Annotated in this window: 11 protein-coding genes and 1 pseudogene; 6 read left to right on the top strand and 6 right to left on the bottom strand. The window is 66.2% G+C overall.

What is annotated here, in order from left to right:
* Positions 1-411: 411 nt before the first annotated feature.
* From AC1D1G_RS00840 to AC1D1G_RS00825, 4 genes and pseudogenes are all read right to left on the bottom strand, one after another.
* A pseudogene (locus tag AC1D1G_RS00840) lies at positions 412-613 on the bottom strand (ATP-dependent DNA ligase); the annotation flags it as partial.
* A 100-nt stretch (positions 614-713) separates the two neighbouring features.
* Positions 714-2,318 carry an amidohydrolase gene (locus AC1D1G_RS00835; RefSeq protein WP_477950547.1) on the bottom strand — a complete coding sequence of 535 codons (1,605 nt, stop codon included), beginning with the start codon at positions 2,316-2,318 and terminating at the stop codon, positions 714-716.
* The gene (locus AC1D1G_RS00830) at positions 2,318-3,814 is read right to left on the bottom strand and encodes a sodium:solute symporter family protein (RefSeq protein WP_283352319.1); all 1,497 of its coding nucleotides are present in this window, start codon (positions 3,812-3,814) and stop codon (positions 2,318-2,320) included. The genes AC1D1G_RS00835 and AC1D1G_RS00830 overlap by 1 nt, the downstream gene beginning before the upstream one ends.
* Positions 3,811-4,068, bottom strand: a complete 258-nt coding sequence (locus AC1D1G_RS00825) for a DUF3311 domain-containing protein (protein WP_283352320.1) — start codon at positions 4,066-4,068, stop codon at positions 3,811-3,813. The genes AC1D1G_RS00830 and AC1D1G_RS00825 overlap by 4 nt, the downstream gene beginning before the upstream one ends.
* Before the next feature lie 179 nt (positions 4,069-4,247).
* Here AC1D1G_RS00825 and AC1D1G_RS00820 point away from each other — a divergent pair, with 179 nt between their 5' ends.
* From AC1D1G_RS00820 to AC1D1G_RS00805, 4 genes are all read left to right on the top strand, one after another.
* Positions 4,248-5,429, top strand: coding sequence for a PucR family transcriptional regulator (locus AC1D1G_RS00820; protein WP_477950544.1), 1,182 nt, complete (start codon positions 4,248-4,250; stop codon positions 5,427-5,429).
* Between the two features lie 100 nt (positions 5,430-5,529).
* Positions 5,530-6,312: an IclR family transcriptional regulator gene (locus tag AC1D1G_RS00815; RefSeq protein ID WP_283352322.1), complete on the top strand. Its 783-nt coding sequence runs from the start codon at positions 5,530-5,532 to the stop codon at positions 6,310-6,312.
* 183 nt (positions 6,313-6,495) lie between these two features.
* Positions 6,496-7,767, top strand: coding sequence for a hydroxyacid-oxoacid transhydrogenase (locus AC1D1G_RS00810; protein WP_477950541.1), 1,272 nt, complete (start codon positions 6,496-6,498; stop codon positions 7,765-7,767).
* Positions 7,764-9,131, top strand: a complete 1,368-nt coding sequence (locus AC1D1G_RS00805) for an MFS transporter (RefSeq protein WP_477950539.1) — start codon at positions 7,764-7,766, stop codon at positions 9,129-9,131. The genes AC1D1G_RS00810 and AC1D1G_RS00805 overlap by 4 nt, the downstream gene beginning before the upstream one ends.
* A gap of 51 nt (positions 9,132-9,182) precedes the next feature.
* Here AC1D1G_RS00805 and AC1D1G_RS00800 read toward each other — a convergent pair whose 3' ends face one another.
* Complete coding sequence (locus tag AC1D1G_RS00800) at positions 9,183-9,938, bottom strand: TSUP family transporter (protein ID WP_317570552.1); 756 nt, start codon at positions 9,936-9,938, stop codon at positions 9,183-9,185.
* Between the two features lie 163 nt (positions 9,939-10,101).
* Positions 10,102-11,910 carry a sulfoacetaldehyde acetyltransferase gene (gene xsc, locus AC1D1G_RS00795; protein ID WP_280779192.1) on the bottom strand — a complete coding sequence of 603 codons (1,809 nt, stop codon included), beginning with the start codon at positions 11,908-11,910 and terminating at the stop codon, positions 10,102-10,104.
* 199 nt (positions 11,911-12,109) lie between these two features.
* Here xsc and AC1D1G_RS00790 point away from each other — a divergent pair, with 199 nt between their 5' ends.
* Positions 12,110-12,943, top strand: coding sequence for an IclR family transcriptional regulator (locus AC1D1G_RS00790; RefSeq protein WP_052033030.1), 834 nt, complete (start codon positions 12,110-12,112; stop codon positions 12,941-12,943).
* A 10-nt stretch (positions 12,944-12,953) separates the two neighbouring features.
* A complete protein-coding gene (locus tag AC1D1G_RS00785; protein ID WP_477950536.1) occupies positions 12,954-13,922 on the top strand; it encodes an AAA family ATPase in 969 nt (322 codons plus the stop codon).
* Positions 13,923-13,925 lie beyond the last annotated feature (3 nt).

Raw genomic sequence — 13,925 nt, 5'->3', positions numbered from 1 at the left:
TCGACGACGTCGATCGCGAACGTCCGAAAGACGAACGCTGACCGGCACGTCCCGAAAGCCGGGCCCTGACTGAAACTCACTGACCAGTAGGAACCCGATAGCACCGTCCGGTGAGATTCTCATTGCCGGGGCGCTAACCGGGTCATTGTCGAGTCGGTAATTGGGTGAGCGCAGACCGCCCCTCAATCCTCGAAACAGGTCTGGAATCGCCGTTCTACGACGGCTAGGACGGTCGATGCTGCACCGGATCACCCTCGGCGCCGACGGTGTGCTCGTCCGGTTTCGACTCGCGTCGACGAACGCACACATTGCGATAGTTGCTACTACGCGACGCCCTCGATCAGGTTGCAATCGGCGCTTGGTATCTCGCGTCATCGAGGCAGGCGATGGGGAGTAGCCCGTAGTCCGGTAAAGAACGCCGAAAGGAAGGTAGGTCACCGGCACCTGCCGTCGCAGGGCCGTAGTCGGGCGCAGGGTCTTCGGCCACCTCCGGGTACGAGGAGGTGACGACGTTGAGGTTGCGGGTCCACAACACCGGCGGCTCGCCGCCGCCGACCGCAGCCACGAGGCGGCACCCGTCGTACTTCATTTCCGCCGCCCAGCCGCCGCCCATTGCCTCCGGGAGCTCACCCGAGTTACCGCCGGTAGCCGGAATCCGCCCTCGCCTGATCGGCGAGGACGGATTCCGTTTTAACTGAGGCACTTACGTTCGTCTAGCGCATGTCCGCCGACTCTCCGTCGATCATGACCATTGTGGGACGGGGGATTTCGGTGGTGCCGTCCGCGAGATCCCCGAGGCTGCCGTCGAGCGCCACCAGGTCCGCACGGCGGCCCGCCGTCAAGGTGCCGACACGGGTCTCGTCGTGCACCAGGTACGCGCTGTCGATGGTCATGGCCCGGATCGCGCGATCCACTCCGATCCGCTGGTTCCCGCCGAGCACGGTGCCGCCCCTCGTCATCCTGGTGACCGCGGTCCTGATGGTCGCGAGCGGGTCCATCGGGGTGATCGGGCAGTCCGAATGCAGTCCGAATCGCAGCCCCAGTTCGTCGGCGCAGGCGAGGGGATCCATCTCGGCGGCGCGCTCGGCACCGAGGAACCGGTCGCGGTGGCGGTCGCCCCAGTAGAAGACGTGGTTGACGAAGAAACTCACCCCGAGTTCGGCTTCCCGGATCGCGGCCAGGTCGCTGGGCGCGCTCACCTGGCAGTGTTCGATGCGGTGCCGTCCCACCCGGCCGTCGGTGGCTTGCGCCCTCCGCAGCGAGGTGATCGCGGCACCGACCGCCGCGTCGCCGTTGGCGTGCACGGCGACCTGACCGCCCGCACGATGCACCCGCAGGATCATCTCGTCGAGCTGCGCCTGAGGGTAGAGCAGGTCGCCGTGATGGCTGGGGTCGCACGCGTACGGCGTGCGGAGGGCGGCGGACAGCCCCTGGATCGATCCGTCGGCCCAGAACTTCGCGCCGGCCAGCCGGAAGCGTGCGCCGGCCCCGGGTGTGTGCTCGAACGTGACTCCGCGGTCGTCGAGGGCCTCGAGCGCCATGTCACCGCGCAGGAACCCGACGACGTGCACCGGTAGCTCACCCGACGCGTCCAGTGAGCGGTAGGCGGTCAGCTCCTGCTCGCCGGCCGAGAGACCCACCCCGAGATCGTGGATGGTGGTGATGCCCCGCGACCGCGCCGACAGCAGGCTGCGAAGCAGGGCGCCGTTGACCTCCTGCTCGGTCAGCGCGGGAACCGCCGCGGTGAGCCTTGCCACCGCATCGATTTCCCACGCCATCCCGGTCAGACGGCCGTCGGCCCCGCGGGGGAAGAGCGGGTCGTCCACCGGCACCGTGGATTCGTCGATGCCTGCGGCCGCGAGTGCGGCGGTGTTGGCGACGGCGAAGTGCCCGCAGATGTGCAGGACGATGACCGGGCGATCGGTGCTGACGGCGTCGAGATCCGTCCGGGTCGGATGCCGCCCCTCGGCGATCTGGGTGTCGTCGTAACCCCACCCCCTGATCCATCCGCTGCTGGTGGCCGCGGCACGCAACGCCTGCTGGATGTCGGCGATCGACCGGCACGGTGGTGTCCGGCAGTCCGCCCAGCCGTCGGTGAGGCCGGCGTAGGTGGGGTGGATGTGCGATTCGATGAGACCCGGGATCACCGTGGCGCCGGGCAGGTCGAGGCGGCGGGCGCCGATTCCGGCGCGGTCGGCCATGTCCTTCCTGGTGCCGGTGGCGATCACATCGGCTCCGTCGATGACCAGCGCTTCGACAGTCGGCGACGACGGGTCCTGCGTGTGAATGGAATCGGCGGTGAGCAGTGTCCTGGACATCAGGCACCCACTTCGCTGCGTGCGGCCACGGATCCCGCGGAGGTGCCGGACGTTCGGCCGTCGGCGCGAAGGCCGCGGACGGGATCGGTGGGTGGCCAGAACACCCGCGTCGACACCACGAAGAGGATGTTGAGCACCAGGGCGGCCGCGCCGAGATTGACACCGTGCTCGGCGAGCCACACGGACACCGGGCCGTGCTTGTCGAGATACAGCCACAGCACCACGACGTCGCCGAGCACCACGCCCATGGCGAGGGCGGCGGGTCGCAGCTTCCATCCGAAGACCATCGTCGCGAAGACCACCGCGGCCTGGGTGACGCCGTAGTACGCCGTGTTGACCAGGGTGAGCAGGAGCTGAGGTGTCGCGAGGGTGAGCAGGAGCGAGATCCCGAGGTACGCCACGACGACTCCACGCACCCAGACCCGTTGGCGGGATTCCGGGATCCCGGGAATGATGTTGCGCGACACGATCGCGCCGATTCCGAGGGCCGCCCCGCACAGGACCACGATCGCGCAGAGAGCCGCGCCGCCTGCGACGACACCGGTCAGCCAGTCGGGCAGCAGTTGTCGCGACAACTGCAGGAGCACCTGGTCGGATTCCGTGCCCTCGAGCTTCGTCGGCAGCAGCGTGATCGCCCCGAAGGCGGCGGCGACGAGGAACGGGTACATGAGCATGTACAGCGGATTGAACTTGGCGACCCGCTTGATCGTCGCCTCGGACTTCGCCGCGAGCACGGCCTGCACGATGATCGGGAAGATGAAGAACCCGACCGATTGGAACACGATCGTCGTCAGGACGAAGGTCAGTGACGACCCGGTGACCGTGGAGTGTGAGGCCGAGCCGCCACCACTGGCTGCCGCCGCGGCGAACAGTTTCTCGGTGCCACCGGTCTCGATCACTGCCGCCAGTCCGATCAGGACGGCGCCGAGCAACAGGGCGGTGTCCTTGACGTAGGACACGAACGCGGGGGCGCGCACCCCGGACAACATGAGGAACAGCAGCGCGAGGGCCGCGCCTGCGAATACCGCGACGGTGGGGTCGATGGAGATACCCAGACCGGTCAGCGCGATCTGCAGTCCGGCGAGCTGAAGCTGGCCCCACGGGATGAGGAATACGACCGAAGCGATGGCGATGGTCAATTCCAGCCCACGCGACCGGAAGTGGCGTCCGGCCACATCGGGCAGGGTCATGGCGCCGTATCTCTTACCCGCGCGCCAGAGGTAGGGCGCGAAGAAGTATCCGATCGGGTAGGCCAGCAGGATGTACCCGATGAACCAGACGCCGTAGCTCGCCCCGTGCGCGTACACGCCGCCGGGGAACCCGATCAGGGTGCCGATGCTGTACGCCTCGCCCGCTCCCAGGATGAAGACCAGCAGCGGACCGAACGACCGGCCACCCACCAGGTAGTCGGAGATCTCCTTCTTGCTGCCGCGCCGCGACAGCACGCCTGCCCCGAGGGCGAGGGCGAGCACGAGGGTGAAGAAGGCCGCGGTCATGACTGGTCTCCCATCCCAGCGCTCGCAGCGGCCGATTCGGCGTGCTCGGCAGCTTCGAAGTCCTTGCGGTCGAATAGCTTCCAGGCGAGATGGAGGCACAGCGAGGTGAGCGGCATCCACAGGAACAACCACGCGAACAGGATGGGGACTCCGAAGACCGTGGCCGTGGATCCGGACAGGGCGACGATGCCGCCCAGGACCCCGGCGAACGGGACACCTATCGCGAGTAAGGCGCTTTTTGCCTCGTTGGACATGATTGTTTTGTCTCCTATTCCGACTGCGTCCACCGGCGTCGCGGGTTGGGTCCGGTGCCGGTCGACGTGCACTCTGGCACTAGTGTGGTTTGAATCACTCCCCTCGGGCCATGGGCGAATCCCGGAAAACGTCGAGGCGGTTCGTGAATTTCACGGGAGTGCGGAAACCGAGGGAGAGGGTGCCCGAGTCCGTGGATGAAGACACGATCCAACGGCTGTGCCGGCAGGTCTCGGAGGAGATCGAATCGGTAACCGACCGAGCGGTGGGTCAGATCCGCGCCGAGTTGCAGTCGTACGCCGCCGTACCGATCGACGAGCAACGCGGATACATCAGTCGGCAGCTCGCGGCGACGTTGCGCGCCCTCGCGGAGAGCGAGCCTCTCGCCGACGACGTCCTCGAGCGTTCGCGTCAGCTCGGCAGGCGCCGGGCCATGCAGGGTTTGCCACTGTCCGACGTCATCGAGACGTACCACATCGCGACCCGCGAATTGTGGAACACGATGGTGGCCACCGCCGCCGAGCCGACAACCGACCTGCTGCGCGCGGGCGGCATGATGTGGGATCTCGTCCACACCGCCACCAGCGCGGTCGCCGTCGGACACACCGACGCGACCCGAAGCGAACAGGCCATCCGCGCGGGGGTGCGATACCGGTTCTTCGAGGCCCTCGCGAGGTCGGTCGACGGCGACCACCGTGATGTGCGCGAGCTGGCAGAGGCGCTGGGTTTCACACCGCAGCACGAGTTCCAAGCGGTGTGCGTCGCCGCGGAGGAGTGGTCGGAAGCGCAGCTCGAACGGCTGCAACGCACCCTGGACACGATCCCGGGCACCACTCAATGCAGCGGGCACGGCACCGTCATCATCGCCCTGAGCCAGCGCGCACCGGTCGACGACATCATCCGCGAGGTCCGGCTCGGCCACCCGGGGACAACGGTCGGAGTCGGACTGGGCCGCCCCGGCCTGGCCGGCGCGGCGATGAGCATCACGGACGCGCGCCGCGTCCTGCATCTGGCCTCGCCTACCGGCGAGGTGGTCCGTTTCGCCGACGAATGGGTTGCCGCCACCCTGGCCGACCATCGCGACGAGCTCGCCACGCTGCTGGAGCCGGGTGTCGCCGTCGCCGCGGACCATCCGCACCTCGTCGAGGCGGTACTGGCCTTCGCCCGCAACGAATTCTCCATCAGCGCGGCCGGGCGGGACATCCACCTGCATGCGAACTCGATCACCTACCGGCTCGACCGCTGGCAACAGCTGACCGGCTGGGATCCCCGGACCCTCGACGGCCTGCAGCGCTCGGTGTCGAGTCTGAGTCTGTTCCAGAGCGATTCGGGCGACACGCCCTCCGACACCGCGGGGGAATAGCGGTCTACCGGCCCCAACTGCGACAAGATCTGCGCCTCGGTCATCGGCCGAGCGGGTAACATCGACTCGCCGGCAGGTCGGACGAAGATGGGATTGCGTGGTGAGCGAAGAACTGCCTGCGGGCACACAATCCGTCGGACGTGCGCTGGCCGTGCTCAAGTTGCTCGCATCTTCACCCGACGAACTCACCGGCAGTGCTATCGCGGCAGAACTCCAGTTGTCGTCCGGTACGGCCAACAGACTCATCCGGGCCCTGATCGCCGAGGGTCTCGTAGCGCGGAATCCGATGTCCGACAGCTACTACCTCGGCAGTGGAACGGTACTGCTCGGCCAGGCCGCCCAGCGCGGGTTCGGCATGGACAAGGCGCTTCCCATCCTGGAGCAGCTCAATTCCGAGACCCAGGAATCCGTGAACCTTTCCATCCGTCAGGGGCCGGAATCGGTGGTGATGATGCGGGTGCAGTCGACGCTCCCGTTGCGGTTCGAGCAGCACACGGGCGCCCGGTTTCCCCTGTACACGACGGCTTCGGGCAAGGCGATTCTGGCGTTCTCGCCACACGCCGAGACGTACGTCAAGTCGCTTCCCGCCACGCTCGCCAAGGTCACTCCGCACAGCTTGAGTACTCCCCGTGAACTCTCGGAGCAACTCCGGGAGATCCGGGTCCGCGGGTACAGCATCGACGAGCAGGAGAACGTCGAGGGTGTGCGTTGCGTAGGCGCACCTATTCTGGACGCGGACGGGTACGCGCAGGCTGCGCTGGTGATTCAGGTCCCCACCGTCCGAATGCCCAAGTCGAGGGTACGGACGCTCGGAGACCGCATTGTCCAGGCGGCGAAGGAAGTATCCCAATTCGTCCCGGTCAACCGGGCGATGTCTCACTGACCCGAGGCTCTCCCACGGCCCGGGTGTTTGGCGCGGCCGCCGTTCCGTGGCGTCGCGATCCGCTGTGTGCTGGATCCCTCGAATTCTTCTTGTGAGGCACTTCACATATCCACGTCGCTGGCCTATCGTCGGTTCACAGTGTGGGGACTATCCCTACATTGTGACAGCGAAGGAGTCTCAACGATGTACCGATCGAACGAGAACGAGAGCGTCTTCACCTGGGCGGCACCCCAATTGAAATTCGGCATCGGCGCTCTGGACGAGGTCGGCGCCGAACTGTCCGCACTGGGATCGGAATCCTGTTTGGTGATCACCGACCCGGGCGTTCGAGACACCGGGATCCCCGACCGCATTCGCGATCAGCTGATCGCCGCAGGAATCAAGTCGGACGTATTCGACAGCGTCGCAGTGGAACCCACGGATCAGAGCATCGAGGAGGCCGTCTCTTTCGCCCGTGAACGGGAGTGGGACTCCTACATCGCAGTCGGCGGAGGTTCCGCGATCGACACCGCGAAGGCTGTCAACCTACTCACCACTCACCCCGGGGAACTGCTCGAGTACGTGACTCCGCCCATCGGCGGAGGTAAGGCGCCGTGGCTTCCCCTCAAACCCCTGATTGCCATACCGACCACCGCGGGCACCGGATCGGAATCGACGACGATCTGCGTCATCGACTTCCTCGGCCTGCACTTGAAGGCCGGGGTCAGTCATCCCAAGTTGCGACCGACGCTCGCAATAGTCGATCCCCTGACCACCGTCACGCTGCCCTCGCAGGTCACCGCTGCGAGCGGAATGGATGTACTCTCTCACGCGCTCGAGAGCTACACCAGCGTCCGGTTCGACGCCAAACCTGCGCCCGAAGACCCGATGAAGCGCCCCGCCTTCTGCGGTTCCAACCCCATCAGTGACACCTGGTGCGAGCAGGCCCTGTCGTTGGTGGGGAAGTACCTGCGACGCGCGGTGATGAACGGACGGGACCTGGAAGCTCGTTACCAGATGGCGCTGGCCTCGACCTCCGCCGGAACAGGGTTCGGCAACGCTGGCACCCACCTGCCCCACGCCAATGCGTACCCGGTCGCCGGCGCCGTCGAGAACTACCAGGCCGAGGGCTATCCTCGAATGCCCATGGTGCCGCACGGGCAGGCCGTATCCGCCACTGCCGCGGCAGTTTTCCGATGGACCTACCCGAGCGACCCCGGCAGGCACCTGCGGGCCGCCGAGCTCCTCTCCGGCCGGACGTTCACGGCCACCGATGGAGCGGACGCGCTCGCGCACGTACTGAGCGAGCTGATGGCCGACATCGAAATGCCCTCGGGATTGCGAAGCTTCGGCTACGGGGAAGAGCACCTGGCGACGCTGGTGGATGGCACGATGAAGCAGACGCGTCAGCTGGCGGTCGTGCCCCGACCAGTGACGAGGAACGCCCTCACACACATATTCCGGGAGTCGTTGTGACTTCTCCGCGAGACACCGACCAGGAACCGTCGAAGTCCGAGATCCGTACCGTCGTAGCCTCGAGCATCGTCGGAACGACAGTGGAGTGGTACGACTTCTTCCTCTACGGCATCGCCGCCGGCCTGGTGTTCGACAAGCTGTTCTTCCCCAGTTCTGATCCGATCGTCGGTACATTGCTCGCGTTCGCCACGTTCGCGATCGGATTCATGGCCCGGCCGTTCGGCGGTCTGATCTTCGGTCACATCGGCGACCGCATCGGCCGGAAGAAGACCCTGGTCGCGACCATGATGATCATGGGTGTGGCGACCTGCCTGATCGGACTGGTCCCCACGTACGCGACGATCGGAATCGCCGCGCCGATTCTGCTGGTGGTGCTCCGGCTCGCACAAGGAGTCGCAATCGGCGGCGAATGGGGTGGGGCAGTCCTGATGGCCGTCGAATACGCACCCCGCGGCAAGCGCGGGTTCTACGGAAGCCTGCCGCAGATCGGTCTCGCAATCGGCCTGATGTTGGGCACGGGTGTCTTCGCGGCACTCAACTCGACCCTGTCCGAGGCCGCCTTCCTGGACTGGGGTTGGCGGATCGCCTTCATGCTCAGCGCGATCCTGGTGGCGGTCGGCCTGTTCATCCGCCTCAAGGTCATGGAGACCCCGGCCTTCCGCAAGCTCGAGACGGTGGAGGAGAAGGCCACCGTGCCTGCCCTGGAACTGATCAAGAGCCCGCAGTCACGGCGAAACATGGTGCTGGGAATGGGCAGTCGATGGGCCGAGGGTGTGGCCTTCAATACGTGGGCGGTATTTGCGATCGCCTACGGCACCGGCACGCTGCACCTCAGCCGTCAAACCCTGCTTCTGGCAGTGATGGCGGCGGCCGCGACCATGATCGTCTTCATTCCCGTCTTCGGAAAGGTCGCCGACCGGTACGACCGCAGACACGTGTTCGCGGCGGGCAGCGTGATTCTCACGGCTGCAGCCTATCCCGCTTTCGTGCTCATCGGCACCGGAGACACCGCTGTCATCGTCATCACGATCGTGCTGGTCCTCGGCGTCCTCTATCCGATCGTCTACGCCCCCGAGTCCTCGCTGTTCGCGGAACTCTTCCCCACCCGAGTCCGCTACAGCGGAATCTCCGTCGTCTACCAGCTGTCGGGAATCGTCGCATCCGGTCTGACGCCACTCGTGCTCGCATCCCTCCTCGGCTCGGCGAGCGGAGGACTCTCACTGATCATGGGATACATCGTTGCGGTGGGCGCGGTCAGCACGCTGTGCACGCTCGCAATCCGCGGCCGGGACATCTACACGGAGGACCAGGACGGCAGTTCATACCCTGACAACGCCGCCATGTCGCAAATATCCCCGACCTGATACCAAAGCTGCTGTGGCCCCGCCTCGGTCTACCGAGAGCGGGGCCTCGGGCTACCGCAACGCCACCTGCACGAGGACGGCGGCGCCGAGGAAGCCGAGTAGCCACAGCACGCGTTGACGGACCTGCTGGGCGGTGGTGCGGTCGAACAGCCATTTCCCCGCGGCGGCGCCGAACATGCAGAGCGGCGTGAACAGGGCGATCTGTGCGAGGACGGGCACGGTGAGGAGACCACCGGCGGCCGACCCCGCGGCGCCGAACGCATCGATGACGAGGAAGAACACGACGAGCGAGGCGCGCCCGGCCGCCACGTGGGTGGACGCGGAGAAGTACATCAGGACGGCGGGCGGACCGCCGAGCGCGAAGCCGCCATTGAGGAGACCGGACGCCACCCCCGTCACAGTGGTCAACCCCGGGCCGGGCAGCGACTGCCGGTCGGGGACGGCGGCCATGGCGACGGCGGAGCCGATGATCGCGACGCCCAGCAGGACGCGCACCAGGTCGCCGGACAGTTGCGTGAGGGCCCACATCCCCAGCGGCATTCCGATCAGGGTGCCGGCGAACAACCAGCGCAACGACTTCCAGTGCACCTGACGCCACACCTGGGGCAGCATCGCAGCGCTCGCGACGACCTCGAGGACGAACACGGTGGGGATCACCGACGTCGGCGGGAGCAGGACGACGAGTCCCGCGACCCACACCATCGCGCCACCGAACCCTCCGAAACCGCGGACGACTCCGCCGGCCACCACGACGCCGAGCGCGAAGAGGAGGGCGGGCAACGACAGATCCCACACCGTTGCCGCCATACCCTGTTGCACCGCTTTCGTTCGCCGTTTGTCTCCGTCAGAAGTGTGGGGGTCGCGGCGTCGAAGCGACAGGTCCAGACGACGGCAAATCGTCGGTACCAGCACGGCACGGGACGTGGCCCCCSGCGTCTGCGCCGGGGGCCACGTGCTCGCAGGGAGCGGACTACACGTAGTCCTTGTACTTGTCGAGCAGGCGAACCGGCTTCGACAGCGCGTCGCGGCGGAAGGGGTCGCCGAGTTCGCGGGTGCACATGATCTCGATGACCGTCGTCTTGCCCTCGTTCATCTGGGCGGCGACCGCGCGCTGCAGTGCGGGACCGACCTCTTCGAGCTTGTCCACCACGATGCCCTCGGCGCCCATCGCCTGTGCAATCCCGGCGAAGGACTCGCTCTCGAGCTCACCCGCGACGAAGCGGCGGTTGTAGAAGTCGACCTGGTTCTTCTTCTCCGCACCCCACTGCCGGTTGTGGAAGACGACGGCGGTGACCGGGATGTCGTGCCGGACAGCCGTCATGATCTCGCCCAGGCTCATCCCCCATGCGCCGTCGCCTGCGTAGGCGATGGCGGGCCGTTCCGGTGCCGCCGCCTTCGCGCCGATGATGGTCGGCAGCGCGTAACCGCAGTTACCGAAGCTCATCGGGGCGAGGAAGCTGCGCGGCTTCTCGAACCGGAGGTAGCTGTTGGCGACGGAGTTGATGTTGCCGATGTCCGTGGACACCATCACGTCTTCCGGCATCGCCTTCTCCAGCTCGCGCAGCACCTGACGCGGGTGCAGCCAGTTGCCTTCCTCGCCTTCCTGTTCGGCGATCATGTCGAGGCTGAACGCATCGCGCTCGTGCGTCCATTCGTCGAGTTCCGTCTCCCACGCGGCCTTCTCGGCGTCGATCTTCTCGCCGCGTGCCGCACGATTGCCGTCGCAGACGAGGGACTTGCCCTCGAGCCGCTCGGTGAGCGCGACGGCAGCGGCCTTCGCGTCACCGCAGATCCCGACGGAGATCTTCTTGACCAGACCGAGCATCTTGTGGTCGGCGTCGATCTGGATGATCTTGGCATTCTTCGGCCAGTAGTCCATGCCGTGCTGCGGGAGAGTCCCGAAGGGGCCGAGGCGGGTGCCGAGGGCTAGCACCACGTCCGCCTGGCTGATCAGCTTCATCGCGGCCTTGGACCCCTGGTAGCCGAGCGGTCCGGTCCACAGCGGGTGGCTGGCGGGGAACGAGTCGTTGTGCAGGTAGCTGTTGACGACGGGGGCGCCGAGACGCTCGGCGAGTGCCTTGCACTCCTCGACACCGTCGGCCATCACCACGCCGCCGCCGGACACGATGACCGGGAACTCGGCCTGCGCCAGCAGTTCAGCCGCCTCGTTCAGGCTCGTCTCGCCACCGGGACCGCGGTCGAGGCGGGTGGGCTGCGGGATCTCCGTCTCGATCTCACCGTAGAAGTAGTCGCGCGGAATGTTGAGCTGCGTCGGGCCCATCTCGGACATCGCGCGGTCGAAGCAGCGGCCCGTGAACTCGGCCATGCGCTTCGGGTTGTTGACGTGCCCCTGGTACTTCGTGAACTCCTGGAACATCGGCAGCTGGTTGGCTTCCTGGAAGCCGCCCAGGCCCGTTCCCATGGTGCCGGCCTCGGGAGTGACGATGACGACGGGGCTGTGCGCCCAGAACGCGGCGGCGATCGCGGTGACGCAGTTGCTGATACCCGGACCGTTCTGCCCGATCACCATGCCGTGCCGCCCGCTGACCCGGGCATACCCGTCGGCCATGTGTCCCGCGCCCTGCTCGTGCACGACCGGGACGAGTCGAATCCCGGCGGGAGCGAAGATGTCCATCGCATCCATGAAGGCGGATCCCATGATGCCGAACATGTCGGTGACGCCGTTGGCGACCATCGTCTCGACGAACGCCTCCGACGGTGTCATCTTCTGTACACCGGAGACAGCGGTGCGATCGGCACCGTTCTTCTTCTTGCTCATGTGTGATCCTCCTTCAAGGGCGCGCCGGAACCGGCAGAGAATGTCAAAAATCGGAACGTTTCGTTCGTGATTTTGTGATCTGCAACGACAGTAGGCCACGTCACACACTTCGTCAATGAATGTTCCTAAAACTGGAACGGGATGTATGATTTTTCGATACACGATGCGAATGCGTCGCCGTTTCGGCCAAGGAGGAACCGTGGGTGAGATTCACCGGATCGACGAGTCGAACGGACACCCGACTACGGAGCTACCCGGAGACACACCGACGCTCCGCCTGTTCGCACTGCTCGAGATGATCGCGTCCAAGGACCAGCTGTTCACGTTGCAGGGGCTCGTCGAAGAGACGGGCATGGCCAAGCCGACCCTGCACCGCATGCTCCAGCAACTCGAGGGCGCCGGACTCCTCACCCGGCAGAACAACGGCAGGCACTACGGCACCGGCGTGCGCCTGCGACGCTTCGCCGAAAATCTGCTGCTCAACGACACCCACCACGGCGCACGACACGCCATCCTCCGGAACCTCGTCGCGGAACTCGGCGAAAGCTGCAACGTGACCACCCTGTCGGGTAGCGAAGTGGTGTATCTCGACCGCGTGGAAACCTCCGAGCCCCTTCGCTTTACACTCCATGCGGGATCGCGGGTGCCCGCGCACTGCTCGGCCAGCGGCAAGATGATCCTGTCGCAGCTCAGCCCCGCCCAGCGCCGGCGACTTCTCGGGCGGATGCCGCTCGAGAGGTACACCAACAAGACGGTCACCGACGTCGAGCTGATCGAGACCGAACTCAAACAGGTCCGCCGCGACGGTTACGCCATCGACGACGAAGAGTTCCTTCCCGGCCTCGTGTGCGCTGCGGTACTCGTCCCCTGTGCCACAGGCAATTCCAACCTCTGCATCGCAGTCCAGGCCCCGGTCATGCGACTCACCCCCGACAAGGCGCTCAAGCTTCTGCCCGCGTTGCGGCGGGCGGCCGACGCCATCGGTGAGATCGAGAACGAGGTCACGGACGACGGTTCGCCAGACCTGAACTGAAGGAGGGCGCATGCCCGAAATGACCACTGCGACACCCAGCCACGTGCTGTCCGCACGCGAGCTGTTCGGACTCGACACCGACCTGACGGTGCGCGCCTTCCGCGAACCCGCCGACCACGTCCCCGACGTCGACCCCGCGTACCGGTTCGATCACGCGGTGACCACGGCCCTGCTCGCCGGGTTCGACCGCAACCGCCGGGTGATGGTGCAGGGTCTGCACGGTACCGGCAAGTCCACACACATCGAACAGGTCGCGGCGCGGCTCAACTGGCCGTGTGTGCGGGTCAACCTAGACGGACATCTCAGCCGGCTGGACCTGATAGGCCGGGACGCGGTGGTGCTGCGAGACGGCAAGCAGGTCACCGAATTCCAGGAAGGCATCCTGCCCTGGGCATTGCAGCGACCCGTCGCCCTCATCCTCGACGAATACGACGCCGGCCGCCCCGATGTCATGTTCGTCATCCAGCGTCTCCTCGAACGCGACGGGAAACTCACCCTGCTCGACCAGAACAGGGTCCTGACTCCGCATCCGGCCTTCCGGTTGTTCGCCACCGCCAACACCGTCGGCCTGGGCAATCTCAACGGGCTGTATCACGGTGTGCAGCGGCTCAATCACGCGCAGATCGATCGCTGGAACATCGTCGCGACGCTCGATCACCTCCCCGCGGAACAGGAAATCGAGATCGTGTCCGCGCGGGTGCCGTCACTGAGCCGGGAGCTGATCGGGTCGATGGTGGCCGTGGCCAACCTGACCCGGAGCGGTTTTCGGGTCGGCGACCTGTCGACGCTGATGTCGCCGCGCACGGTGATCACCTGGGCCGAGAACATCGAGATCTTCCACGACCCGGCGCTGGCATTCCGATTGTCGTTCGTCAACAAGTGCGACGAGGCCGAGCGCCCCGTCGTCGCCGAGTACTTCCAGCGATGCTTCGACTCGGAACTGGAGCGGACGGCGATGCTCGCGACGAGCACGGCCTGAGCG

It is taken from the genome of Rhodococcus sp. P3_B8 (assembly GCF_056402775.1).
The sequence above is the reverse complement of the archived record's forward strand: the minus strand, read 5'-3'. Positions and strand labels throughout refer to the sequence as shown.